This window comes from Streptococcus salivarius (assembly GCF_002094975.1).
GTDB lineage: Bacteria > Bacillota > Bacilli > Lactobacillales > Streptococcaceae > Streptococcus > Streptococcus salivarius_D.
Map to the genome: position 1 here is coordinate 1,450,511 of NZ_CP015283.1, position 25,492 is coordinate 1,476,002.

General features: G+C 40.3%; 21 protein-coding genes. 17 read left to right on the top strand and 4 right to left on the bottom strand.

The window, feature by feature from the left end; genetic code table 11:
- Positions 1–131: 131 nt before the first annotated feature.
- From dapA to smc, 3 genes are all read left to right on the top strand, one after another.
- Complete coding sequence (gene dapA, locus V471_RS06780) at positions 132–1,067, top strand: 4-hydroxy-tetrahydrodipicolinate synthase (RefSeq protein ID WP_013990425.1); 936 nt, start codon at positions 132–134, stop codon at positions 1,065–1,067.
- 156 nt (positions 1,068–1,223) lie between these two features.
- Complete coding sequence (gene rnc, locus V471_RS06785; RefSeq protein ID WP_002885331.1) at positions 1,224–1,913, top strand: ribonuclease III; 690 nt, start codon at positions 1,224–1,226, stop codon at positions 1,911–1,913.
- A gap of 2 nt (positions 1,914–1,915) precedes the next feature.
- Complete coding sequence (gene smc, locus V471_RS06790) at positions 1,916–5,449, top strand: chromosome segregation protein SMC (protein WP_084871324.1); 3,534 nt, start codon at positions 1,916–1,918, stop codon at positions 5,447–5,449.
- 389 nt (positions 5,450–5,838) lie between these two features.
- On the opposite strand, the gene V471_RS06795 is transcribed toward smc, so the two are convergent.
- Positions 5,839–6,384, bottom strand: coding sequence for a DUF3278 domain-containing protein (locus V471_RS06795; protein ID WP_084871325.1), 546 nt, complete (start codon positions 6,382–6,384; stop codon positions 5,839–5,841).
- Between the two features lie 26 nt (positions 6,385–6,410).
- Positions 6,411–6,608, bottom strand: a complete 198-nt coding sequence (locus V471_RS06800) for a helix-turn-helix transcriptional regulator (protein ID WP_002891190.1) — start codon at positions 6,606–6,608, stop codon at positions 6,411–6,413.
- Between the two features lie 439 nt (positions 6,609–7,047).
- On the opposite strand from V471_RS06800, the gene pheS reads away from it, so the two are divergent.
- The 6 genes from pheS to V471_RS06835 all read left to right on the top strand — a co-directional run bounded on the left by pheS (position 7,048) and on the right by V471_RS06835 (position 13,587).
- Positions 7,048–8,091 carry a phenylalanine--tRNA ligase subunit alpha gene (gene pheS, locus V471_RS06810; RefSeq protein ID WP_084871326.1) on the top strand — a complete coding sequence of 348 codons (1,044 nt, stop codon included), beginning with the start codon at positions 7,048–7,050 and terminating at the stop codon, positions 8,089–8,091.
- A 16-nt stretch (positions 8,092–8,107) separates the two neighbouring features.
- Complete coding sequence (locus V471_RS06815) at positions 8,108–8,626, top strand: GNAT family N-acetyltransferase (RefSeq protein ID WP_070655800.1); 519 nt, start codon at positions 8,108–8,110, stop codon at positions 8,624–8,626.
- 364 nt (positions 8,627–8,990) lie between these two features.
- Positions 8,991–11,399, top strand: coding sequence for a phenylalanine--tRNA ligase subunit beta (pheT, locus tag V471_RS06820; RefSeq protein ID WP_084871327.1), 2,409 nt, complete (start codon positions 8,991–8,993; stop codon positions 11,397–11,399).
- 68 nt (positions 11,400–11,467) lie between these two features.
- Positions 11,468–12,049, top strand: coding sequence for a hypothetical protein (locus tag V471_RS06825; RefSeq protein ID WP_049554077.1), 582 nt, complete (start codon positions 11,468–11,470; stop codon positions 12,047–12,049).
- A 91-nt stretch (positions 12,050–12,140) separates the two neighbouring features.
- Positions 12,141–12,479 carry an ATP cone domain-containing protein gene (locus V471_RS06830; RefSeq protein ID WP_002891184.1) on the top strand — a complete coding sequence of 113 codons (339 nt, stop codon included), beginning with the start codon at positions 12,141–12,143 and terminating at the stop codon, positions 12,477–12,479.
- A 121-nt stretch (positions 12,480–12,600) separates the two neighbouring features.
- Positions 12,601–13,587 carry an IS30 family transposase gene (locus V471_RS06835; RefSeq protein WP_013990094.1) on the top strand — a complete coding sequence of 329 codons (987 nt, stop codon included), beginning with the start codon at positions 12,601–12,603 and terminating at the stop codon, positions 13,585–13,587.
- A gap of 18 nt (positions 13,588–13,605) precedes the next feature.
- Here V471_RS06835 and V471_RS06840 read toward each other — a convergent pair whose 3' ends face one another.
- Entirely contained in the window at positions 13,606–14,871 is a 1,266-nt protein-coding gene (locus tag V471_RS06840; RefSeq protein WP_084871328.1) for an aminotransferase-like domain-containing protein, read from the bottom strand.
- A gap of 159 nt (positions 14,872–15,030) precedes the next feature.
- Here V471_RS06840 and V471_RS06845 point away from each other — a divergent pair, with 159 nt between their 5' ends.
- The 6 genes from V471_RS06845 (at position 15,031) to nox (ending at position 20,926) form a co-directional block, all read left to right on the top strand.
- The gene (locus V471_RS06845; RefSeq protein ID WP_084871329.1) at positions 15,031–15,561 is read left to right on the top strand and encodes a DUF5067 domain-containing protein; all 531 of its coding nucleotides are present in this window, start codon (positions 15,031–15,033) and stop codon (positions 15,559–15,561) included.
- Positions 15,562–15,699: 138 nt separating this feature from the next.
- On the top strand, positions 15,700–16,209 hold the full coding sequence (locus V471_RS06850; protein WP_002891181.1) for an ECF transporter S component: 510 nt from the start codon (positions 15,700–15,702) through the stop codon (positions 16,207–16,209).
- On the top strand, positions 16,210–17,067 hold the full coding sequence (locus V471_RS06855; protein ID WP_084871330.1) for a pyridoxamine kinase: 858 nt from the start codon (positions 16,210–16,212) through the stop codon (positions 17,065–17,067).
- Complete coding sequence (locus V471_RS06860; protein ID WP_073686722.1) at positions 17,057–17,587, top strand: ECF transporter S component; 531 nt, start codon at positions 17,057–17,059, stop codon at positions 17,585–17,587. Before V471_RS06855 ends, V471_RS06860 begins: the two co-directional genes overlap by 11 nt.
- A gap of 138 nt (positions 17,588–17,725) precedes the next feature.
- Positions 17,726–19,264, top strand: a complete 1,539-nt coding sequence (locus tag V471_RS06865) for an ABC-F family ATP-binding cassette domain-containing protein (protein WP_002891178.1) — start codon at positions 17,726–17,728, stop codon at positions 19,262–19,264.
- A 288-nt stretch (positions 19,265–19,552) separates the two neighbouring features.
- Positions 19,553–20,926 (top strand): H2O-forming NADH oxidase, encoded by a 1,374-nt coding sequence (nox, locus tag V471_RS06870; protein ID WP_004182358.1) that lies wholly within the window; start codon positions 19,553–19,555, stop codon positions 20,924–20,926.
- Between the two features lie 96 nt (positions 20,927–21,022).
- On the opposite strand, the gene V471_RS06875 is transcribed toward nox, so the two are convergent.
- Positions 21,023–22,009: an L-lactate dehydrogenase gene (locus V471_RS06875; protein WP_004182359.1), complete on the bottom strand. Its 987-nt coding sequence runs from the start codon at positions 22,007–22,009 to the stop codon at positions 21,023–21,025.
- A 221-nt stretch (positions 22,010–22,230) separates the two neighbouring features.
- Here V471_RS06875 and gyrA point away from each other — a divergent pair, with 221 nt between their 5' ends.
- Both gyrA and V471_RS06885 read left to right on the top strand, forming a co-directional pair.
- Entirely contained in the window at positions 22,231–24,699 is a 2,469-nt protein-coding gene (gene gyrA, locus V471_RS06880) for a DNA gyrase subunit A (RefSeq protein WP_084871331.1), read from the top strand.
- Positions 24,699–25,460 carry a class A sortase gene (locus tag V471_RS06885; protein WP_004182361.1) on the top strand — a complete coding sequence of 254 codons (762 nt, stop codon included), beginning with the start codon at positions 24,699–24,701 and terminating at the stop codon, positions 25,458–25,460. The genes gyrA and V471_RS06885 overlap by 1 nt, the downstream gene beginning before the upstream one ends.
- Positions 25,461–25,492 lie beyond the last annotated feature (32 nt).

Genomic DNA, 25,492 nt, shown 5'->3' on the forward strand with positions numbered 1-25,492 from the left:
TTTTTTGTTTATTGGCCATCAAATTGAAATAATCAGTCTTCATGTTTTCAGAAAATTGTCAACTTATCTGTCTGTCTGGTCAAAATTATGGTAAAATGGAAAGGATTAGAAAACGGTTGAAGGAGAATATTATGTCAATTGATCAATTAAGAGATGTCAAACTGATCACAGCCCTTATTACACCTTTCCACGAAGATGGCTCTATCAATTATGATGCCCTTCCAGAATTGATTGAGCATCTTTTGGCTCACCATACAGAAGCTCTTCTTTTGGCGGGAACAACGGCTGAAAGTCCAACACTTACTCACGATGAGGAGTTGGAACTCTTTGCGGCTGTTCAGAAAATTGTTAATGGACGTGTGCCATTGATTGCTGGTGTCGGTACCAACGATACACGCGACTCTATCGAGTTTGCTAAAGAAGTTGCCAAATTTGGTGGTTTCGCAGCTGGTCTTGCTATCGTGCCTTACTACAATAAGCCATCACAAGAAGGTATGTACCAACACTTCAAAGCCATTGCGGATGCTTCTGATTTGCCAATTATCATCTACAACATCCCTGGTCGTGTGGTTGTTGAAATGGCTCCTGATACCATGCTTCGTTTGGCGGAACATCCAAATATCATTGGTGTTAAAGAATGTACCAGCCTTGCAAATATGGCCTACCTTATCGAACATAAACCTGAAGATTTCTTGGTTTATACAGGTGAAGATGGGGATGCCTTCCACGCTATGAACCTTGGGGCTAACGGTGTCATCTCAGTAGCCTCTCATACAAATGGAGATGAGATGCATGCTATGCTTGAAGCTATTGAAAATAGTGACCTCAAGACAGCAGCAGCTATCCAACGTAAATTCATTCCTAAAGTTAACGCTCTCTTCTCAGTACCAAGTCCTGCACCTGTTAAGGCTGTTCTTAACCATCTTGGTTTCGAAGTTGGACCACTTCGTTTGCCATTGGTTGCATGTACTTCAGAAGAAGCTAAACGTATCATCAAGGTTGTCCTTGAAGAAGATGTCGAGGCAACACGTGAGACAGTTACAGGTGTCGTTCGTCCTGATTATTAAGAAAATGAAGTTGAGCAGCTTGCTCAGCTTTTTTAGTTGAATAGGTTAAATCTCACAAAATAAGCTGATATAGGGTCTAAAAGCAGTTTTCTATCATGAAAATTGGCTTTTTTTGATATAATTATAGTTAGTGTGCTTAAAAAGAAAGGAAGTTTCATGAATCAACTTGAACAAAAACTTGAGCAGGATTTTGGTATTGTTTTTAGCCAAAAAGACCTCTTAGAAACAGCATTTACCCATACCTCATATGCCAATGAGCACCGCCTCCTAAACATTTCACATAATGAACGTTTGGAATTTTTAGGAGACGCGGCTCTGCAATTAGTCATTTCTGTTTATCTATACAAACGCTACCCTAATAAGCCAGAGGGGGAAATGTCTAAGATGCGTAGTACTATCGTTCGTGAAGAAAGTTTGGCAGGTTTTACAAAGGCCTGCGGTTTCGAGCAGTATATCCGTCTTGGTAAAGGGGAAGAAAAATCTGGTGGACGTGAGCGTGCCACTATCCTTGGTGACCTCTGGGAGGCCTTCCTGGGTGCCCTTTATCTGGATCAAGGGTTACCTGCTGTTGAGAAATTTTTGAATCAAGTCATGATTCCTCAGGTTGAAAAGGGGAACTTTGACCGAGTAACCGACTATAAGACAGCCTTGCAAGAGCGTCTTCAGGTCAATGGTACGGTTGATATTACTTATACCGTTATCGACGAGTCTGGACCAGCTCATGCCAAAGAATTTACTATGCAGGTAGCTGTTGATGGTAAGGAACTCAGCACAGGTCTTGGAAAATCTAAGAAATTAGCTGAACAGGCAGCGGCTAAGGCTGCCCTTGAACAACTAGGGAATTAAGCATGTATTTGAAATCAATTGAAATGCAGGGCTTTAAATCCTTTGCGGACAAGACGCAAGTTGTCTTTGACAAGGGAGTAACAGCCGTTGTAGGTCCAAATGGATCGGGAAAATCAAATATTACAGAGAGTCTACGCTGGGCACTGGGTGAATCCTCTGCCAAGAGTTTGCGTGGAGGCAAGATGCCTGACGTTATTTTTGCAGGGACAGAGGTTCGTAAGGCTCTCAACTATGCGGAAGTGGCAGTTACTCTTGATAACAGTGATGGCTTTATCGCGGGTGCTAGTGAAACCATTCGTGTGGAGCGTCACATTTATCGAAATGGTGACAATGATTACTTGATTGATGGTCGTAAGGTTCGTCTGCGTGATATTCATGACCTCTTCATGGATACCGGTCTGGGGCGTGATTCTTTTTCCATTATTTCCCAAGGTCGTGTTGAGGCTATTTTTAATGCCAAACCCGAAGAACGCCGCGCTATTTTCGAAGAAGCCGCAGGGGTTCTTAAATATAAGACACGTAAGAAAGAAACGGAAAGTAAGCTTAATCAAACCCAAGATAACCTTGATCGTTTGGAAGATATCATCTACGAGCTGGACGGTCAGGTTAAACCGCTTGAAAAGCAAGCAGCGACAGCTAAACGTTACTTGGAATTAGATGAGGAACGTAGACAGACTCAGCTTAATCTTTTGGTCCACGATATTGAAGTTGGTAAATCTGATTTGAGCCAGACCCAAGAGGATTTGGCAGCGGTCAAGGAAAAGTTAACCAGCTATTATGAGGAACGCCATCGTCTAGAGAATGAGAACCAGGAACTCAAACAAAAACGCCATCAAATTTCGGAACAAATTTCTTCTGACCAACAAACCTTGGTGGATGTCACACGTCTTATTAGTGACTTTGAGCGTCAAATTGATCTTTATACCATGGAGAGTCAGCAGCGTTCAGAGAAAAAAGAAGAAACGGAAGCTCGTCTCAGTGAGTTAGAGCATTTGAAAGAAGAAGCTCAGGCAGCACTCGATAAGGTTAATCAAAGCCAAGTTGAATTGAATGCGGAGTTGGATAGCCTTGCCAAAGAGCTGATTGCTATTCAAAAAGAACTGGAGCAATTTTCTGATGACCCGGATACGCTTATTGAACGTTTACGTGAGGACTATGTTGGTCTGATGCAGGAGGAAGCCAAGGTTTCCAACAGTTTGACTCAGGTCACTCACGACATGGACAGTCAGACACAAGCGCTTGAGGCACAAGCTGAAGAATATAAACAAGCTCAAGCTGATTTGCTTTCCGCTCAGGAAGTGGCTAGCGAAACCCAAAAAGCTTATCAAGCAGCCAAAGAGAGTCTTCAAAGCCTCCTAGCTAGCTACAAAGAAAAGGCTCAGGCTTATCAAGCTATTGACAAGGACTATCAAGAGGCTCAAAAGCAGATGTTTGACCTCATGGATCACCTTAAAAGTAAAGATGCCCGTCGTCAAAGTCTTGAATCTATTCAAAAGAATCATAGTAATTTCTATGCAGGGGTTAAGGCTGTCCTTCAAAATGCCCAGTCCATTCAAGGAATTATTGGTGCAGTTAGTGAACACTTGACTTTTGATACACGTTATCAGACAGCTCTTGAAATTGCTATGGGAGCTAGCGGGCAAAATATTATTGTTGAGGACGAAGCGGCTGCTAAGCGTTCGATTGACTACTTGAAGCGTAATCGTCAGGGACGTGCGACCTTCTTGCCGTTGACTACTATTAAACCACGTCAACTTAATGGACAATTTGCTCAAAGTCTTGCCAATGCACCAGGCTTTATTGGTATGGCTTCCGATTTGGTTACCTATGAGGACCGCTTATCTAATATTTTTCAAAACCTCCTAGGGGTAACGGCAATCTTTGATAACATTGACAATGCTAATAAGGCAGCTCGAGCTGTTCGTTTCCAAGTACGTATGGTTACTCTTGACGGGTCTGAGATTCGTCCCGGTGGTGCCTTTGCTGGTGGTACCAACAAACAAAACAATAACCTCTTTATCAAGCCTGAACTGGATGCATTGACTGCTGAAATTAACCAGATTAAGGCTCAATTAAGTGATAGTGAAGCCAAAGTTGAAGCCCTCAAGATCAAACGTAAAGCTCTACAGAAAGAACTAGAAGACCTTAAGGTAGATGGTGAAAATGCTCGTCTGCAAGAGCAAAAACTAGACCTAGAACACCAACAAGCCTTGTCAGAGGTGGAGAAAAATCAAACCCTAGTGGATAGTTTCAAACAGGATTCTCAGGGAACTGATGGGGCAAATCTTCAAGATAAGGCTGAACAACTTAAAGCAGAGTTAGCACAAATTGCATCTAAGCGTGAGGCCATTAACGACCGTATTGAGGCTATTAAGGAAGACAAAGACGCACTTGGCCAACAAAAACAGGTTCTCTTAGACAAGCAATCTGAACTTCAGTTGAAGGAACGTGATTTGCAAGCAGAATTACGTTTTGCTAAGACAGAAAATAATCGTATTCAAGCCGACTTGTCTGAGTTAATGAAGGAATCGGATAGTCTTAAAGCGCTCCTTAATAATCAGGTCAATGATGACCAAACTGACCGTCTTCCGCATTTGCAAGCACAGCATAAAGAAGCTGTTCAACGTAAGGACGATTTGGAACAAGCTCTTGTCCGTGCCAAGATTCAGGTGCAAGATTACGAAGGTCAGTTGGAAGACTTGGAGGAGCGTTTGGCAAAAGCGGGTAACCGCAATGAAGATTTGATTCGTCAACAGACTCGCTTGGAAGAGCGTGAAAGTCAGATCAGTCAATCACTTCGTAAGTTTGCGACTCAGTTGGCTGAAGATTACCAGATGACACTTGAGGTCGCCAAAGGTCAGGCTAGTCCTCTTGACAATGTCGAACAAACTCGCCAGAATCTGCAAGGTCTTGAGCGTTCGATTAAAGCTTTGGGTCCGGTCAATGTAGATGCTATTGCCCAATTTGAAGAGGTTAAGCAACGTCTTGATTTCTTGAACGGCCAAAAGGATGATTTGCTCGAAGCTAAGAGTCTCCTTCTGGATACTATAAATGACATGGATGATGAAGTGAAATCACGCTTTAAAGCAACCTTTGAGGCTATCCGAGAAAGCTTTAAACAGACCTTTACCCAGATGTTTGGTGGAGGTTCAGCAGACTTGATTTTGACCTCAGACAATCTCCTAGAGGCTGGGGTAGAAATTTCTGTGCAGCCACCAGGTAAGAAAATTCAATCACTTAACCTTATGTCTGGTGGTGAGAAGGCCTTGTCAGCTCTTGCCCTTCTCTTTGCCATCATTCGTGTTAAGACCATTCCATTTGTTATCCTAGACGAAGTAGAAGCGGCTTTGGATGAAGCCAATGTTAAACGCTTCGGTGACTACCTTAATCGTTTTGACAAGTCCAGTCAATTTATTGTAGTTACCCACCGTAAGGGAACGATGTCTGCTGCAGACTCTATATATGGGGTAACTATGCAGGAATCAGGTGTCTCGAAAATCGTCTCGGTCAAACTGAAAGACCTTGATTTAGACTAAAAATAGATTATATTTTCATGAAAGATAGTTGATAGCTTTATCACTATCTTTTTTCATAGTCTCAAAAAATTTGCAAGGACTTTCAGAAAATAATTAAGTTTGCGCTTTCAAATTTACGCAATCGATTGCGTAAAATAGCATAACAAGGGCTATGATTAGGATTTTAGGGTTTATGAGAGAGAGGGTGACTTGTCATTTTGCACTGACATGTTACAATATTTAAGGAAATGTCATATGGGGATATGGTGTTTTTTGAAGTTAGTTATAGTGTATGTGTTAAGATACGATTTTCTGGACACATTTAGGCTTCGCGTATACAAGTCTAAGAAGTCTTCTTTCGAGCGAAAAATCCAGGCTGGGAAACCTGGATTTTTCTTTGTCTTTTTAGTTTATTGGTCACCTTTCTCAGCTTGAGATTTGGCTTGTTTGATACCAGCATTGACCAAGCCCTGCATGATAGCCCCAAAAAGGATAGCTTCAAAAATGCCTGATAGCATATTATGGATTGAGAATAATTCTGTCAAATAGTCTTTATTGTCAACTAAGAAGTGAACTAGGGGCATGCCTAAGAACATGCTAATCCCAAAGTATAAACCTGACTTAAGCCCCACGTGCTTAAGTTGTTTTTTCTCTTTCTCAGTCAGTTCTTCCTCGTCAAAAGCATTAACAGCACTTATCTTTAACTTATAAGTAAGGATGCTGCCAACTACCATACTGATAATCAAAAGGAGAATAGGATAAATACGAGCCACAAGTTCGGGATACTTAGAGCTTAGAAGAAAGGCAATACAATTACCAAAAATTAAAATATAGAAGAGAACAACGAAAGCCATGTTACCCATTCGATCAACCTGTTGGCGCTTTTGTTCATCTAAAGGTCCAGTAATACCGTAAAAACGTTTGATTAGTTTATCAGTGAAAGTTTCTTTAACCATAATTTACCTCTTTCTATCTTATATTTCTATTCGCAATTTCCATCCCAAAAAAGACTGTTAAGATCAGTATCTAGTGCTTTAGCTAGATTAAGACAGAGCTCAAGTGTTGGGTTATACTTGTTATTCTCAATCATGTTAATGGTCTGTCGGGAAACACCAATAGACTTTGCAAGTTCTAATTGCGAAAGCCCCATATTCTTTCTAAATTCCCTGACATGATTCATAATGGACCTCCTTCTGAAAGACAAGCTAATGTGTTGCTGTAAGTCGCAATTTATTAATTATGTCAACTTTATCTGACATAATTGTAGCAAGTTTATATAGGTGTGTCAATTATCTTAGACATATTTTCCATTTTGGTATTAACTAAAGGATTCTTTGTCAGCTCTTGAAAGCTTTTTGTTTTTTTGGTAAAATTGATAGTAATTGAATAGAAGTCGTAGAGACTAGTAACCTTATGGAAATTGACAGGGATTGGGGGCCATGGACTGGAAGCCTCCTCAAGGGAAGTTTGGCGAATTCACTCATGAAGACGGCTGGCGAATCAAGGTCTGGGTAACCAGATAAAAAACGGATGGTACCGCGTGTCAACGCTCCGGGTTGGAGTTTTGGCATGTGGTTTTTTGTTTGCGATTCGAAATTGTTACATCAGAAAGGAATCTCATGGATTTACAAACACAATTGCAAGAGTTGAAAACATCAACGCAGGCTAAATTGGCTGAAATGCGTGGTGAACACTCTAAAGAATTACAAGAATTGCGTGTTGCAGTTTTGGGTAAAAAAGGCTCTTTGACAGATCTTTTGAAGGGGCTTAAAGACCTTCCTAATGAAGAACGCCCTAAAGTTGGTAAAATGGTCAACGAAGTTCGTGACGTTTTGACTGAAGCTTTTAACGAAGCAGCTAAAGTTGTTGAAGCCGCTAAAATTCAAGCACAACTTGACTCTGAAAGTCTTGACGTAACCCTTCCAGGACGCCAAGTCAAACTTGGTAACCGTCATATTCTTAGCCAAACAGCTGAAGAAATCGAAGACATTTTCTTGGGGATGGGCTTCCAAATCGTTGATGGTTTTGAAGTTGAGACTGACTACTATAACTTTGAACGTATGAACTTGCCTAAGGACCACCCAGCGCGTGACATGCAAGATACCTTCTACATTACGGAAGAAATTTTGCTTCGTACACACACAAGTCCTGTTCAAGCTCGTACACTTGATAAACACGATTTTTCTAAAGGTCCACTTAAGATGATCTCACCAGGACGTGTTTTCCGTCGTGATACAGATGATGCGACTCACAGTCACCAGTTCCACCAAATCGAAGGTTTGGTCGTTGGTAAAAACATCTCAATGGGTGATCTTAAGGGAACGCTTGAAATGATTATCCAAAAAATGTTTGGTGCAGAACGTCAAATCCGTTTGCGTCCATCTTACTTCCCATTCACTGAGCCTTCAGTTGAGGTTGACGTGTCATGCTTCAAGTGTGGTGGTAAAGGATGTAACGTATGTAAGAAGACAGGTTGGATTGAGATCCTCGGTGCTGGTATGGTGCACCCACAAGTGCTTGAGATGTCAGGCGTTGATTCTGAAGAATATTCAGGTTTCGCCTTTGGTCTTGGTCAAGAACGTATTGCCATGCTTCGTTATGGTATCAACGACATTCGTGGTTTTTACCAAGGGGATGTTCGCTTCTCAGAACAGTTTAAATAAGGTTTAGGAGGTTGTCATGACAGTAGCTATTCGTAAGGTTCTTCCAGAAGAAGTAGCAGAATTAAAAGTTATCTCCGAAGATACCTTTAGAGAGACTTTTGCTCATGATAATACCGAAGCCCAGTTGCAAGGTTACTTTGACACTGCACTTTCTGAGGAAGTCCTCTTAGATGAAATCACTCATGAAGAATCGCGTTACTTTTTCATTCTCGTTGATGGTGAAAAGGCAGGTTTTCTAAAGACTAATGTAGGTTCTGCTCAAACAGAGCAGCACTTGGATAATGCCTTTCAAATTCAACGTATTTATATCAGTCAGGCCTTCCAAGGCATGGGCTTGGGTAAGCAACTCTTTGAATTTGCCCTACAAGAAGCTCGTGATCTAGGTTGTGATTGGGCCTGGTTGGGTGTTTGGGAAAGGAATTTCAAAGCACAGATATTTTACGATAAATATGGCTTCGAAAAATTCGCAGAACACGATTTTCCAGTTGGTGATGGTAAAGTTGACCGCGACTGGTTGCTTAAATTAAAACTATAAACCGATTATTAAGTTGATTGAGAGGAGTTTATAAGGCGGTTAAACGTGTTAGTTCGTCTTCCTCTTATATCAGATATACATATTCCTAAATTACAGAAAGGATTTGAACCCGCTTAAGTAGAGGTTTGAACTCTTCTCTCATTTATCAGTTGAACTGATAATTTTACAGAAAGGATTTGAATACGACCTCAAAGTTCGAGATTAGTTGTTTTTGAATCTGAATGTTTTGTTCCTAATCATACAGAAAGGATTTGAACCCGCCCTAAGCTCTGGGCAAAAAAGATAAAGTCACCTAGGTGCAGATGCACCAACGTTGCCTTTCCTATTTTTGCTGAGAGCTATTAACGGGCTTGGTATCATAATTATGCTAGTTAGTTATAAATGGTTAAAAGAGTTGGTTGATGTGGATGTTACCACTGCTGAACTCGCTGAAAAAATGTCGACGACAGGTATTGAAGTGGAAGGTGTTGAGACACCTGCTGAGGGCTTGTCAAAATTGGTTGTTGGTCATGTCTTGTCATGTGAAGATGTGCCTGACACACACTTGCACTTGTGTCAAGTAGATACAGGAGATGCTGAAGGTCCACGTCAAATTGTTTGTGGTGCTCCAAATGTCACTGCTGGTATCAAGGTAATTGTTGCCATTCCTGGTGCCCGTATTGCGGATAACTACAAGATCAAAAAAGGTAAGATTCGCGGCATGGAATCTCTCGGTATGATCTGTTCTTTGGCAGAGCTTGGCCTTCCGGATAGCATTATTCCTAAGGAATTTGCGGATGGTATCCAAATTTTGCCAGAAGATGCCGTTCCTGGCGATAGCATTTTCCCATATCTTGACCTTGATGATGAAATCATCGAATTGTCAATCACACCTAACCGTGCGGATGCTCTTTCTATGCGTGGTGTGGCACATGAAGTCGCTGCAATCTATGGAAAATCTGTTCACTTCCCAGAAAAAACGGTTACTGAAGACAGCAAACCAGCTTCTGATAAGATTTCAATAGCCATCGAAAGTGATAAAGTGGCTACTTATGCTAGTCGTGTGGTTGAGAATGTTACTGTTCAACCAAGTCCACAATGGTTGCAAAACCTTCTTATGAATGCTGGTATCCGTCCAATCAACAACGTGGTTGACGTGACAAACTATGTTCTTCTTTATTTTGGACAACCAATGCATGCCTTCGATTTGGATAAATTTGAAGACTCACGTATCGTTGCTCGTGATGCCCGTGATGGGGAAAAATTAGTCACTCTCGATGGTGAAGAACGTGAATTGACTGCTGAAGATATTGTTATTACAGTTGCTGACAAACCAGTTGCCCTCGCAGGTGTTATGGGTGGCGCTTCAACTGAAATTGACAACAATTCTAAAAATGTCGTTCTCGAAGCTGCTGTTTTTGATGGAAAATCAGTTCGTAAGACAAGTAGCCGTCTCAACCTTCGTTCAGAATCATCATCACGTTTTGAAAAAGGTATCAATAACGACACTGTCCTTGAAGCGCTTGATTTTGCTGCAGCAATGTTGCAAGAATTGGCAAATGGAACGGTTCTTGCAGGCCGTGTTCAAGCTGGAACTGTTGATACAGAGCCAGTTCAAGTTTCTACAAGCCTTGACTACGTAAATGTTCGCCTTGGTACAGAATTGACTTTTGCGGATATTGAAGATGTGTTTGCGAAACTTGGTTTTGGATTGACTGGTGATGCTGATAAATTCACTGTATCTGTACCACGTCGTCGTTGGGATATCAGTATCCAAGCAGACTTGGTTGAAGAAATTGCACGTATCTACGGCTATGAAAAATTGCCTACGACACTTCCAGAAGCAGCAGGGACAGCCGGTGAGTTGACTGAAACACAAGCGCTTCGTCGTAAGGGTCGTACCATTGCTGAAGGTGCTGGATTGACTGAAATCATCTCATATGCTTTGACAACACCTGAAAAAGCTGTTGAATTTGCTGTGACACCTACTAACTTGACTGAGTTGATGTGGCCAATGACTGTTGACCGTTCAGCCCTCCGTCAGAACATGGTCTCTGGTATGCTTGATACTGTTGCTTACAATGTTAACCGTAAGAATAGTAACGTTGCTATTTATGAAATCGGTAAGGTCTTTGAACAAAATGGTAATCCAAAAGAGGAATTGCCAAATGAAATCAATACCTTTGCCTTCGCTATTTCTGGTCTTGTAGCTGAAAAAGATTTCCAAACCCAAGCAACGCCTGTTGATTTCTTCTATGCCAAAGGTATCGTTGAAGCTCTCTTTGATAAACTTGAAGTTTCAGTTGACTATGTACCGACAAAAGACCTAGCAAGTATGCACCCAGGTCGTACAGCTGCTATTGTCCTTGATGGTCAAACGATTGGATTCCTTGGTCAAGTTCACCCACAAACTGCTAAAAACTACGGTATTCCAGAAACTTATGTGGCTGAAATTAACCTTAGTGCTGTAGAAGCAGCCTTGCAACCGGCTCAACCATTTGTTGAAATCACAAAATTCCCTGCAGTATCACGTGATATCGCCCTTCTTCTCAAGGCAGAAATTACTCATCAAGAAGTTCTTGATGCTATCTACTCTGCAGGAGTGAAACGCTTGGTTGCCGTTAAACTCTTCGACGTTTACGCAGGTGAAAAACTTGGTGCTGGAATGAAATCAATGGCTTATAGCCTTACCTTCCAAAATCCAAATGACAACCTCACAGATGAAGAAGTTGCTAAATACATGGAAAAAATCACCAAAGCCCTTACTGAGAAAGTCGAAGCAGAGGTTCGTTAATAGTTAAAAAATCCATCTGAGAAGATGGATTTTTAAGTGACTAGACTATATTACAAAAAGGAGTTAATTTGTTTTTAGAGTTTTTTGACGGGGTATTAGGACATTACACTTTTGAATCTGATAAAGTCAATGTTCTGATTGATGGTTTACCCAGTTTTGCTTATCCCTTGGGGCAAGTAATATTTGTATTATTAGTCTACAGGTTACTCGTTCATCAATATTTTAAAAAATTTTTAACCATGTCACCTCAGGATATTTGGGCTTGGCATAAAGAAATGTTCCGCAAAAGTAAATTATCTTTCATTGTCGTCCCAATAGTTTATCTGTTCGTTTTCGGAATGACCTATGTCTTAGTTGAAGATGTTTTGGCTACCGTCACTATTTACAAAGACTATAGAGGCCCTATAGCTAAAACCATTGATGGTCAAGTGGAAAAAATAGATATTAGTCATGTTGGGACAAAAACGAGTAGTGCTAGGATTAATGCTCACTTTGTAAGCTCTGACGGGCAGACTTATGACATTCACCTGATAAACGGTGACAAGAGAATCGCTAATTATATGCGCCATCATAAGTCAGAGTCCTACACAGCAACCCTTTCCTTTGATAAACATGGCAAACCAGTTTACATTTCTAAATTCTGGGAATAAGCAGTCTGGATAGCTCTTTCAGGGATTTGCACTTGACAAATATGTAAATTCTCTGCATAATAAAAGAAAAAGCCATGAAAAGAGGGTAGCCATGCAAATTATTAAACGTAATGGTCAAGTTGCTGAATTTGATCCTGATAAAATTTACCAAGCCATCTTAAAAGCAGCACAGACTGTGTATGTTCTTGATGATACTTGGCGCCAAAACCTTGCTCAAGTTACGAAAAAAGTAGTGCTTGATCTTCAAGATGCTCAGGTGGAACGCCCAACCATTAACATGATTCAGTCATTGGTTGAAAATCGTCTCATGGAAGCAGGCTTTATCAATATTGCCGAGCATTATATTTCATACCGTTTGCAACGAGATTTGGAGCGTAACGGTTATGGTGACAAGGTCATTGTACACCTACGCTTTGAGCAGACTAAATAAGAAAAGCCATCAAGCGATGGCTTTTTTTGTGTCTTGAATATACAATATAAGTGCACAATAAAAACTCATAAGATTTTCTAGTAAAATAGAATTGAACGAACTAGTTACGAAAGGAAATCTTATGAGCTACCATCATTTTACCATAGACGAGCGTGAAAGTATTCTCATTTACCGTACGCAAGGCCTAAATTTTTCTCAAATTGCTAAGTTACTTCATCGTCATCCGTCTAGTATTAGTCGTGAGTGGAAGCGGCATCTAAAAGAAGGAAGCTATTCTCCAAGTCATGCACAGGAGTCTTACCATAGGGCTAAATCACACTGTGGGCGGAAGCGTATGCTTGAAATAGATCACAATTTAAGCAATACCATCAAACATCTATTTCTCGATTACCAATGGTCTCCTGAAGAAATAGAAGGTCGGTTGCAATTAGAGTACGGAAAAACTGTTATTAGTTATCAAACAATCTATAGAGCCATTTACCGAGGACATTTTGAGGATAACTCATTATCTCATGGTGCTCGTGGTGTCATTCGTAAACTTCGTCATCGTGGGAAAACACGTCATACTAAAGGTCATGTTGAAAATAGAGGGAAAATATCCATTTCTCATACAATTCACGAAAGACCAGAAGAGGCTAATAATCGAACTAGAATAGGAGATTGGGAAGCCGATACTGTTGCAGGTAAAACTGGAAAAGCTTGTTTAGTTACTCTAACAGACCGTTATTCTCGTTTTCTAAAAATCAAAAAGGTAGCTGTTAAGAAAAGCAAGTTGGTAATAGAAGCTATGGTAAAACTGTTAGAACCCTTGACGAAGTATACAGTAACTCCTGATAGAGGGAAAGAATTCACCTATCATCAGAAATTGAGTGATCAATTGAACATTGAAGTCTATTTTCCTGACCCTCATGCTCCATGGCAACGAGGAACCAATGAGAACACGAATGGATTACTTAGAGAATATTTTCCAAAGGGTAGTGATCTAACATTGGTTGATGATCAGACTATTCAGCTATGGGAGAACAAACTTAATAATAGGCCACGAAAATGTCTTAACTGGAAAACACCTTATGAAGTATTCTATGGGGAGAGTATGCACTTAATTTGACAATTCAAGGTCTAATTGTCACTTTGTTTTTTTTAGAAGTTTTATAAAGGATTCCAGTTCCTGTCCATGACCTATCTGCAGATAAGTTTCAGAAGTTGGTCTAATAAAGGAGGATTCTAAAAAGCGAATCTGCTTGTGGGCTTTGAATTTTTCAAGTGAAAACTCTTTAGGAAGTTGCCAGGTCACATGCCTAGGAGAAATCTGATAAGGTATGATAACCTTAGATTTCTCAATGATTGCTTGACTTTTAGCCATGTTTTGTTGAAAGAGGTCACCAAGTTTCTTAATGTTTTTTTGGAACATGCCATTTTCGAGATAAACGGAAAGTGCTTTTTGCATGATGAGATTGGTATCATAGTCAATAAGTCCCTTGTGGCTCAAAAAGGTAGGCTTAAGATTAGGAGGTAAGACAAGGCTACCTAGACGTAAACCTGGAAAAAGAGCCATGGAAAAGGATTTGATGTAGATGGTCTGATTTTGGGTGTCATAGTAGTGAATCGGGAGATTTTTACTATCGCTAAAGTCTCCCATATAGTCATCCTCGACGATATAAACGTTATACTGATTGGCAAGTTGGGCTAGCTTTTCTTTTTCACTGGCAGAATAGCTTAATCCAAGAGGATTGGAGTAACGACTGATGGTATAGAAGAACTTAATCTGTCCAGATTTAAAGTACTCTTCCAAGCAGTCAAAATCTAAACCATCAAAACCACGGTTAATCGTCTCGTAAGCTAGATTCTGACGGTTAACGAGCTGGTTCATGCGATGATAGGTAGGTTGTTCTAAGAGAATTTTGTAGCCCCCATTACCAAAATCCATCTGTGAAAGAATGTAAAGGGCCTGTTGGCTTCCTGAGGTTATGACAATCTGATCCGAATTGACATAAATATCGTCAGCAATTAATCGACTCTTTAAGGCTTCAAGCAAATCTTTGAGTCCGGCTTGTTCATGATAATAGTTGAAGAGGTAGTCCTGGTGACCCGCCAAACTTTCATCCAAACAAAGTTTAAAATTCTCGTAGGCCAATTGATTGTAATCGTTAAGGTTAAGAAGCACCTTATTATCAACTTCATTGCGACCTTCTAGGACGTAATAGCCACTTTTGGGTACGGCGTAAATATAGTTTTGATACTTGAGTTCCAAGAGTGCTCTCTGGGCTGTGTCCTTACTACAGGCATAAGTCTGGCTTAGTTGACGAATAGAGGGGAGCCTACTCCCTTTTTTCAAAGTACCATTTTGGATATCTTTGATGATGGTCTCGACAATATCGTGATAAATACTCATAACTGACCCCTTACAGATTTTACCTTATTTTACCCTACTTGTCTTCTAAGGGCAAGAGGTCTAGAGATATTTGACAAGATTATTAGATTTTGACATAATAAAAAGGTTGTAAGGTAAAACTAAATTCCCCTTTCAAATAAGTTTAAGGAGATTATAAGAATGACTTTTAAGAAAATCTTAGGACTTCTGGCTCTTGCATTCTTAACCATTATTGGTTTGTCAGCTTGCACACCAGAGAAAGAGCCTACTTGGACCTACGATAAAAACAAAATGCTATTTACAGGACAAGATGCTAGTGTACAAGTTCTTTCTGCAACTAAAATTGAATCACCAGAAGGTCAAAAAGCTGTCCGTGTTCACTATAAACTTAGCAACTCAAGTAAAGAAACAATGAATGCCTACACTCTTTTGATGAAGGTGGTCCTTGATGTGAAACAAGAAAAGGAAGAAGTTAAGGTTGCTACATTGGTCTTTTCTAAAGATGATGACCGAGATAAGATTGCAAATAAGACCAAGATTGCTCCTAAGGAAGTTAAAGAAATCGTTGTTGACTATGCCGTTGCTGATTTTGATCATGATCTAAGCATTGATTTCTCTGATTACGGTACTGAGGCAAACGCGACTGCCAAGCTTTCACTACAAAATCTTGAAAAGGCACCTGTCAAATACTTTGATAAAAAAGCTCAATAAGTTTTATCACCACATGAATGTGTGGTGTTTTTTTATTGTCTTAAATCTGTACCCATACAGTAGTGAAAATACTATCTTGTTTAATCGTCAGAATTTTCATAAACTTATACTATATTTATTGACTAAGGAGTTTTAGGTATGTCAGCAAAACGTTTAACCATTTCTGCATTTTTCATGGCACTTGTCATTATTTTGAGTTCGAGTCTCTTATCTATTCCTGTGCCAGGAGGTCATTTCTATTTTAACGGGATTATAATTTTTTTAGTTGGTTTAATTTTCCCACCCACAGAAGCAGTTATTATTGCTGGAGTAGGTTCCTTTATTGGAGATTTTCTTTTTTACCCTCTTCCTATGTGGGTAACTCTAGTAACACATAGCCTTCAAGTTCTCGCTATTGCACTCATTGTTGGAGGACGCTTAGGAAAATTGAGCAAATCTAGGGCGGCTTTAGGTCTCTTGATTGGGGCCATTATTGACTTAGTCGGTTATGGATTAGGAAGAGCCTTTATCTATGGTACGCCTGCCTATGCTATTATGAAGATTCCTTTTGACATTGTAGCTGCTATTCTTGGTTTAGGAGTGGCCTACTACATTTATTTCCACACAGGTTTTGTTAAACAGTTTAAAAAGACCTGGGAAGGAAAATAGATGACCAAAGTAATTGTTGCCAATGACCTGGTTGGTCTAGGTAAGGTTGCTTTAACTAGTAGTCTCCCTATCATGTCAGCCTGTCAAACTGAAGTCCTTCCCCTACCAACAGTTCTTTTATCTTCGCATACAGGGGAGTTTGAAAATATCTATGTACGGGATCTTACGGATGATCTAAAGGGATTTTGTGAGCAGTGGGACCACTTGGATTTTATAGTAGATGGCCTTGTGAGTGGTTATTTTAAGTCAGAAGAAGCATTAAAATGTGTAGGTCAATTGGCTCGTGATAAACAGATAGCTCTATTTGTTGACCCTACTATGGGTGACAATGGTCGACTTTATCAAGGATTTGATAGAAACTATGTAGAAACCATGAAGGATTTCTGTCAACAGGCAGATGTCATCATTCCCAATCTGACAGAAGCTGCTTTGTTGACGGATACTCCATATCTTGAAGCAGGTTCCTATGATGAGGTCACTATTGAAAAGCTTCTGAGAGAATTGAGCAAGCTTGGACCTCGAAAAGTTATTTTGACAGGTATCTCATTTGAGACAGATAAAATTGGGTTGGCTTATTTTGATAAAGAGACTAATCGAACGATTTATCGCATGCAAAAACGTTATGGTAATCATTTTTATGGAAGCGGCGATTTGCTAACGGCAATCTTATCAGCAGGTTACTTTTATAATCTTGATTTACTAAAGGTTTGTGATTTGGCCTTGGATGTTATGGATAGGGTTCTTTCGTCAACACTGTCTGATGGTCGTCCTTTAAAATATGGTCTTTGCTATGAGCCCCATATCGGTTATTTATTCAGTGGTTTTAATGCCCTATTGGAGGAGAAAAATGAAAAGTGATAAAACACGTGAATTAGTTATTCTAAGTTTGTATGCAGCTTTAATTATTGTGAGTGTACAGTTTATTCGTATTCCTTTTGGAGCTCAATTTGTCCATCTGGGAAATGCCCTAGTTGTGATTGCTGTTTTGATTTTCGGTGCCAGAAAAGGTGCGCTAGTCGCAACAGTAGGGTTAGGGCTATTTGATATTTTCAATGGCTATGCTGCTGAGGTCTGGATTACTATTTTAGAATCCTTGATTGTTTGTTATGTTCTCTATCTTGTTTTTGAAAAGTTTTTAAAATCAAATGACAAAATGGCTAACATCATAATCATTGGAGTCATAGCGGCAGTGACCAAAATTATTTTGAATTTTGTTAAGTATACGATTATTAATAGTGTTGTTGCGGCTTTACCACTCAATGCAGCTATGGTATTGGCACTTACTAAAATTGGTGGAACCTTTGGGACATCAGTAGTGACTATCATTGCGGTGCCTCTCCTCTATCCTGTCTTCAAACGTATTTTACAAAGAAACTAAAGATTTAGCAGGTTAGTCCTGCTTTTTCTTTTTAATTTTCCAGAAGCAGAGGTCCAAATTTTCACTAAAAAATGGTAAAATAGTAAAGTTAATGTCAAGAAAGGAAAGGGCTGAAGGCAGGTTCAGCCCAGATATGCTATGTCTATTTTAGAAGTCAAAAATCTTAGTCACGGATTTGGTGACCGTGCTATTTTTGAAAATGTCTCATTCCGTTTGCTCAAAGGTGAGCATATCGGTCTTGTCGGTGCTAACGGTGAAGGAAAGTCAACCTTCATGTCTATCGTTACTGGAAAATTGCAGCCAGATGAAGGTAAGGTAGAGTGGTCTAAGTACGTTACAGCGGGTTACTTGGATCAGCATGCTGTTCTTGAAAAGGGAATGACCGTTCGTGATGTCCTTCGTACGGCTTTTGATGAACTCTTTAAGACTGAAGAACGTATCAATGAGATTTACATGTCTATGGCTGACGAAGGAGCTGACGTTGATGCTCTGATGGAAGAAGTGGGTGAGCTTCAGGATCGCTTGGAAACGCGTGATTTCTATACACTAGATGCTAAGATTGATGAGGTTGCCCGTGCACTAGGTGTCATGGATTTTGGCATGGATACAGATGTAACGGACCTTTCAGGTGGTCAACGTACCAAGATTCTCTTGGCTAAGTTATTGCTTGAAAAACCAGATATCTTACTTCTCGATGAGCCAACCAACTATTTGGATGCTGAACACATTGCTTGGCTTAAACGCTATCTTCAAGAGTATGAAAATGCCTTTGTCCTCATTTCTCACGATATTCCATTCCTAAACGATGTGATTAACATTGTCTATCATGTTGAAAATCAAGACTTGGTTCGCTATGCAGGTGATTATGACAATTTCCAATCTGTCTATGCTATGAAGAAAGCTCAATTAGAAGCTGCCTATGAACGTCAGCAAAAGGAAATTGCAGACCTTCAAGATTTTGTTAACCGTAACAAGGCACGTGTTGCTACTCGAAATATGGCCATGTCTCGTCAGAAGAAATTGGATAAGATGGAAATTATCGAATTGCAGGCTGAGAAGCCAAAACCTGAATTTCATTTCAAGGAAAGTCGTACGCCTGGACGCTTTATTTTCCAAACCAAAGACCTCGTTATTGGTTACGACCGCCCTTTGACCAAGGCTCCTTTGAATCTTACCTTCGAACGTAATCAAAAAGTAGCTATCGTGGGTGCCAATGGTATCGGTAAGACTACTTTGCTTAAGAGCTTGCTTGGTATTATTCAACCACTCGAAGGAGAAGTTGAGACAGGTGATTTTATTGATCTAGGTTACTTCGAGCAAGAAGCAGAAGGGTCACGTCAGACGCCTCTTGAAGCGGTTTGGGATGCCTTCCCAGCCTTAAATCAAGCTGAGGTCCGTGCGGCTCTAGCCAAATGCGGATTAACCTCTAAGCATATTGAAAGCCAAATTCAAGTGCTTTCTGGTGGGGAACAGGCTAAAGTTCGCTTCTGTCTCCTTATGAATCGTGAAAATAATGTTCTTGTTCTGGATGAACCTACCAACCACTTGGATGTTGACGCCAAGGATGAATTGAAGCGTGCCCTTCAGGCCTTCAAGGGCAGTATCCTTATGGTATGTCACGAACCAGAATTTTATGAAGGTTGGACAGACGTTTGGGATTTTAATGAGTTAGTATAGAGATAAAAGAGTGTTGACATTCTCTAAAGAGAAAGTTACTCACTCTTTTTTTATATTTTAAAGCAAAGTAACTTTCTAGGATTTGGTAAGACAGTGATGGTGTTAAGAAAGGTAACCGTCATCATAAAGTGTTTTTCTGCATATTTTGCCGTGACCTATTTGGGTTTTGAGCATAGAAACTTAATTTGTTCAAAAAGTAACAAAGTCTGAGCATAAAAGGTGTAACCGTTTTCCGATTATGGTAGAATGAAATAGTAAACTATTATCAAAAGAAAGTTGGATAAACTTATGTCAAAAATCGTAGTTGTTGGTGCTAACCACGCTGGTACTTTTAGTATTAATACTATTCTCGATAATTACGGAGACCAAAATGAAGTAGTTGTTTTCGACCAAAACTCTAACATTTCATTCTTGGGTTGTGGTATGGCTCTTTGGATCGGTAATCAAATCTCAGGTTCTGATGGTCTTTTCTATGCCAACAAAGAAGGACTTGAAAGCAAGGGTGCTAAAGTTTATATGAACTCACCAGTTGAGTCTATTGACTTTGATGGTAAAACTGTTACAGCCCTTGTAGATGGTAAAGAGCACGTTGAATCATATGACAAATTGATTTTGGCTACTGGGTCTCAACCAATCTTGCCTCCAATCGAAGGTGCTGAAATTAAAGAAGGTAGCCGTACTTTCGAAGCTACACTTGAAAACCTTCAATTCGTTAAACTTTTCCAAAACGCCCAAGAAGTTATCGATAAGTTGAACGACAAATCTCAAGATATCAAACGTGTAGCGGTTGTAGGTGCTGGTTACATTGGTGTTGAATTGGCTGAAGCTTTCCAACGTCATGGTAAAGAAGTTATCCTTATCGACGTTGTTGATACATGTTTGGCTGGTTATTATGACCATGACTTGACTGAACTTATGGCTAAAAATATGGAAAGCCACGGTATTAAATTGGCATTTGGTGAAACTGTTAAGGCAGTTGAAGGTGATACTAAAGTTGAACGTATCGTCACTGATAAAAATGCTTACGATGTCGACATGGTTGTCCTTGCAGTAGGTTTCCGTCCTAACACAGCTCTTGGTGCTGGTAAATTGGAAACATTCCGTAATGGGGCTTACCTTGTTAATAAGAAACAAGAAACATCAATCAAAGATGTTTATGCAGTTGGTGATTGTGCTACCGTTTATGACAATGCCCTTGAAGATGTGAACTACATTGCCTTGGCTTCAAACGCTGTTCGTTCAGGTATTGTCGGTGGTCATAATGCCGGTGGTGGCGATGTTGAATCAAACGGTGTTCAAGGATCAAATGGTATCTCAATCTATGGTTTGAACATGGTATCTACTGGTTTGACAGAAGAAAAAGCAAAACGCTTTGGTTTCAATCCAGCAGTAGTAGAATCAACAGATCTTCAAAAAGCTGCCTTCATGGAAGATGAAAATGAAGACGTTACAATCAAGATCGTTTATGACAAAGATACACGCAAAGTTCTTGGTGCTCAAATGGTATCACGTATGGACATCTCTATGGGAATCCACATGTTCTCATTGGCTATCCAAGAAGGTGTAACGATCGACCGTCTTCAATTGCTTGATTTGTTCTTCTTGCCACACTTTAACCAACCGCTTAGCTATATTGCTAAAGCAGCTATCTCAGCTAAATAATCTGAAACAGCTAATTCAGTTGAATTAGCTGTTTTTTTCTTTTTTGAAATACGAAAAAAGCCTCCTACTGGAGACTTTTATTTAACTAATGTCAAATTAGTTTTTTGAAGCTTCTTGGAACTCAGGGTTTTTCCATGCTTCATCAATGATAGCTTGCAATTCATCAGCAGAAGCTTTCATTTTTTGTTGTTCAGCATCGTTCAATGGGATGTTCACTGGACGTACGATACCGTGTGCACCTACGATAGCAGGTTGACCGATAAAGACGTTGCTTACACCATATTGACCTTCTTGGAATACAGACAATGGAAGTACTGCATTTTCATCGTCAAGAATAGCTTTAGTGATACGTGCAAGAGCTACGGCGATACCATAGTAAGTAGCACCTTTTTTGTTGATGATTGTATAAGCGGCATCACGAACACCTTCGAACAATTCAACCAATTCAGCTTCTTGAACGTTTTGAGTGTCTTTAAGGAATTCTTCAAGGTTTACACCGGCGATGTTAGCGTGTGACCAAACGGCAAATTCTGAGTCACCGTGTTCACCCATGATGTAGGCGTGAACTGAACGAGCATCAACATCAAGTTTTTCAGCAAGCGCTTGACGGAAACGTGCTGAGTCAAGTGAAGTACCTGAACCGATAACGCGTTCTTTAGGGAATCCTGAGAATTTCCATGTTGAGTAAGTCAATACGTCAACTGGGTTAGCTGCTACAAGGAAGATTCCTTTGAAGCCTGATTCAACAACTTGAGTAACGATAGATTTGTTGATTGCAAGGTTTTTACCAACAAGATCAAGACGAGTTTCACCTGGTTTTTGTGGAGCACCAGCAGTGATAACTACAAGGTCTGCATCCGCACAGTCTTCGTACTTAGCTGCGTAGATTTTTTTAGGTGAAGTGAAAGCAAGCGCGTGGCTAAGGTCAAGCGCATCACCAACAGCTTTTTCGAACAATTGTGGAATTTCGATGATACCAAGTTCTTGAGCGATACCTTGGTTTACAAGTGCGAAAGCGTAAGATGAACCTACGGCACCGTCACCAACGAGGATGACTTTTTTGTGTTGTTTAGTTGCAGTCATGGGTCTAAACATCTCCTTATTTTTTAATTGGGTTACCCCGTACACTGCTTATTCTACCACTTTAAGTGATGGATGTCACGAAATATTAAGCAAATAATAGATGAAAGCGTTTTACCTAACTGAAAAATAAAGCGTTTTATGGTATAATATTATAGAAATTTTCTATACTCTTTTATTAGAGTTTGGAATGATTTGAATGAAAGAAAAGAGGCATTTTTAGAGTGCAAGATAATAATTTAATTGACGTTAATTTGACGTCTGAGATGAAGACGAGCTTTATCGATTATGCCATGAGTGTTATCGTGTCTCGTGCTCTTCCAGATGTTCGTGACGGTTTAAAACCTGTACAACGTCGTATTCTTTATGGAATGAATGAGCTTGGGGTGACACCTGATAAGCCACATAAAAAATCTGCCCGTATTACCGGGGATGTCATGGGTAAATATCACCCACACGGGGACTCATCTATCTATGAAGCCATGGTCCGTATGGCACAATGGTGGAGCTACCGTTACATGTTGGTTGATGGTCACGGGAACTTTGGTTCTATGGACGGAGATGGGGCTGCCGCTCAGCGTTATACTGAGGCGCGTATGTCTAAATTCGCCTTGGAAATGCTTCGTGATCTTAACAAGAATACCGTAGATTTTCAAGATAACTATGATGGATCAGAACGTGAGCCAATAGTCCTTCCGTCTCGTATTCCCAACCTTCTTGTCAATGGTGCGACAGGGATTGCCGTTGGTATGGCGACTAACATCCCACCACATAATTTGGCTGAAACGATTGATGCTGTCAAATTGATGATGGATAATCCTGAAGTTACAACACGTGAACTGATGGAAGTTCTTCCTGGACCAGACTTTCCAACTGGTGGCTTGGTCATGGGGAAATCTGGTATTCACCGTGCATATGAAACTGGTAAGGGTTCTATTGTCCTTCGTTCACGTACCGAAATTGAAACAACAAAATCAGGTCGTGAGCGTATTGTTGTCACTGAGTTTCCTTACATGGTCAATAAGACCAAGGTCCATGAACATATCGTTCGTTTGGCACAAGAAAAACGTATTGAGGGGATCACAGCAGTCCGTGACGAGTCTTCTCGTGAAGGGGTACGCTTTGTCATCGAAGTGCGTCGTGATGCTTCGGCCAATGTTATCTTGAACAATTTGTTCAAATTAACGCAACTTCAGACTAACTTTAGCTTCAACATGTTGGCCATTGAAAAGGGTGTTCCTAAAATCCTTTCCTTGCGTCAAATCTTGGCTGACTATATTGCGCACCAACAAGAAGTTGTGGTTCGTCGTACACAGTTTGACAAGGATAAGGCTGAAGCACGTGCCCACATTTTAGAAGGGTTGCTGATTGCTCTTGATCATTTGGATGAAGTGATTACGATTATCCGTAGCAGTCAAACTGATGCAGAGGCTCAAGCTGAGTTGATGGCTCGCTTCGAACTCACGGAACGTCAAAGTCAAGCCATTCTTGATATGCGTTTGCGTCGTTTGACAGGTTTGGAACGTGATAAGATTCAAAATGAGTACAATGATCTCCTTGCCTTGATTGCTGATTTAGCTGATATTTTGGCAAAACCAGAACGTGTCATTGCTATCATCAAGGAAGAATTGGACGAAAGCAAGCGTAAATTCGCAGATGCTCGTCGTACAGAGCTTATGGTCGGAGAAGTCGTTTCTCTTGAGGATGAAGATCTCATCGAAGAAGAAGATGTTGTTATCACTCTTTCAAATAAGGGGTATATTAAACGTTTAGCCCAAGACGAGTTCCGTTCACAAAAACGTGGAGGACGTGGTGTTCAAGGTACTGGTGTTAACGATGATGATTTTGTTCGAGATATTGTCTCAACAAGTACTCATGATCACCTCTACTTCATGACTAATAAGGGGCGTGTATACCGTCTCAAGGGGTATGAAATCCCTGAGTATGGTCGTACAGCCAAAGGCTTACCTATTGTCAATCTCTTGAAGTTGGATGAAGGTGAGACCATTCAAACGGTCATTAACGCTAAGAGTGATGAAGCTTCTGAAAATAATCACCTTGTCTTTGTAACTCGCCAAGGTCTGGTTAAACGTACCAAAGAAGCAGAATTTAAGAACATCCGTCAAAACGGTTTGATTGCCTTGAAATTGAGAGAAGGTGACGAGCTAATCAATGTCTTCTTGACTACTGGTAATGAAGAAATTGTCATTGGTACCAAATTTGGTTACAGTGTACGCTTCAAAGAGGACACTATTCGAAGCATGAGCCGTATGGCTGCCGGTGTTAAAGGGGTAACTCTTCGTGATGGAGACCAAGTTGTTGGTGCAGCTGCCATTACAGAAGACCAAGAAGTCTTGATTATCACTGAAAAAGGTTACGGTAAGCGTACCTCAGCTACTGAATACCCAACGAAGGGACGTGGTGGTAAAGGTATCAAGACTGCTAATATCACAGAGAAGAATGGTAACTTAGCAGGTATTGTCACAGTATCTGGTGATGAGGATATCATGGTCATCACCGATACAGGTGTTATCATCCGTACTGCCGTTGCTAATATCTCTCAAACTGGTCGTGCAACTCAAGGGGTTAAGGTCATGCGTTTGGATGACTCTGCTCGTATTGTAACCTTTGCTTTAGTTGAACCAGAAGAAGTAGAACAAGCTTCTGAAGACCAAGAAAGTGGTGACAACTAATGAGCAAAGATAAGAAAAATAAAGCAACAAAAAAACGCCGTAAGTGGCTGGATATTCTTCGCTGGGTGTTGATTGTTGTTCTCTTGGTTGTTGGTTTAGCCTTGATTTTCAATAAGTCTATTCGAAACACAGTGATTGCATGGAATACAAATAAGTATCAAGTGAGCAAGGTTTCTAAAAAGACTATTGAGAAAAACAAGGAAGCTAAGACGAGTTTTGACTTTGATACCGTTAAATCAATTAGCACAGAGTCTGTCTTGCAGGCACAGATGGATGCTCAAGAACTTCCTGTCGTTGGTGGTATTGCCATTCCAGAGGTGGGTATCAATCTTCCTATTTTCAAAGGACTTGGCAATACAGAGTTGACTTACGGTGCAGGAACTATGAAAGAAGACCAAGTCATGGGTGGTGAAAACAACTATTCACTAGCTAGTCACCACGTCTTTGGTATTGCTGGTGCATCTGACATGCTATTTTCACCACTAGATAAGGCTAAGGAAGGCATGAAGATTTATCTTACTGATAAGAATAAGGTCTATACTTATGTCATTAGTGAGGTCAAGGTTGTTCAACCAACCGAAGTAGCAGTGGTTGATGATACACCAGGCAAATCTGAAGTAACTTTGGTAACTTGTACGGATGCTGAAGCAACCCAACGTACAATAGTCAAAGGTGAATTGAAATCGCAGGTAGATTTTGACAAGGCAAGTTCAGACATCATTGAAGCCTTTAATAAATCATATAATCAATTTCAAAGTTAAGAAAGGGGCCTTCTGGCCTTTTTCTATGGAGG

What these genes read in the sequence shown, in the direction of transcription:
- dapA (WP_013990425.1), top strand. Translation starts at nt 132, where the DNA reads ATGTCAATTGATCAATTAAGAGATGTCAAACTGATCACAGCCCTTATT.
- rnc (WP_002885331.1), top strand. Translation starts at nt 1,224, where the DNA reads ATGAATCAACTTGAACAAAAACTTGAGCAGGATTTTGGTATTGTTTTT.
- smc (WP_084871324.1), top strand. Translation starts at nt 1,916, where the DNA reads ATGTATTTGAAATCAATTGAAATGCAGGGCTTTAAATCCTTTGCGGAC.
- V471_RS06795 (WP_084871325.1), bottom strand. Translation starts at nt 6,384, where the DNA reads ATGGTTAAAGAAACTTTCACTGATAAACTAATCAAACGTTTTTACGGT.
- V471_RS06800 (WP_002891190.1), bottom strand. Translation starts at nt 6,608, where the DNA reads ATGAATCATGTCAGGGAATTTAGAAAGAATATGGGGCTTTCGCAATTA.
- pheS (WP_084871326.1), top strand. Translation starts at nt 7,048, where the DNA reads ATGGATTTACAAACACAATTGCAAGAGTTGAAAACATCAACGCAGGCT.
- V471_RS06815 (WP_070655800.1), top strand. Translation starts at nt 8,108, where the DNA reads ATGACAGTAGCTATTCGTAAGGTTCTTCCAGAAGAAGTAGCAGAATTA.
- pheT (WP_084871327.1), top strand. Translation starts at nt 8,991, where the DNA reads ATGCTAGTTAGTTATAAATGGTTAAAAGAGTTGGTTGATGTGGATGTT.
- V471_RS06830 (WP_002891184.1), top strand. Translation starts at nt 12,141, where the DNA reads ATGCAAATTATTAAACGTAATGGTCAAGTTGCTGAATTTGATCCTGAT.
- V471_RS06835 (WP_013990094.1), top strand. Translation starts at nt 12,601, where the DNA reads ATGAGCTACCATCATTTTACCATAGACGAGCGTGAAAGTATTCTCATT.
- V471_RS06840 (WP_084871328.1), bottom strand. Translation starts at nt 14,871, where the DNA reads ATGAGTATTTATCACGATATTGTCGAGACCATCATCAAAGATATCCAA.
- V471_RS06845 (WP_084871329.1), top strand. Translation starts at nt 15,031, where the DNA reads ATGACTTTTAAGAAAATCTTAGGACTTCTGGCTCTTGCATTCTTAACC.
- V471_RS06850 (WP_002891181.1), top strand. Translation starts at nt 15,700, where the DNA reads ATGTCAGCAAAACGTTTAACCATTTCTGCATTTTTCATGGCACTTGTC.
- V471_RS06855 (WP_084871330.1), top strand. Translation starts at nt 16,210, where the DNA reads ATGACCAAAGTAATTGTTGCCAATGACCTGGTTGGTCTAGGTAAGGTT.
- V471_RS06860 (WP_073686722.1), top strand. Translation starts at nt 17,057, where the DNA reads ATGAAAAGTGATAAAACACGTGAATTAGTTATTCTAAGTTTGTATGCA.
- V471_RS06865 (WP_002891178.1), top strand. Translation starts at nt 17,726, where the DNA reads ATGTCTATTTTAGAAGTCAAAAATCTTAGTCACGGATTTGGTGACCGT.
- nox (WP_004182358.1), top strand. Translation starts at nt 19,553, where the DNA reads ATGTCAAAAATCGTAGTTGTTGGTGCTAACCACGCTGGTACTTTTAGT.
- V471_RS06875 (WP_004182359.1), bottom strand. Translation starts at nt 22,009, where the DNA reads ATGACTGCAACTAAACAACACAAAAAAGTCATCCTCGTTGGTGACGGT.
- V471_RS06885 (WP_004182361.1), top strand. Translation starts at nt 24,699, where the DNA reads ATGAGCAAAGATAAGAAAAATAAAGCAACAAAAAAACGCCGTAAGTGG.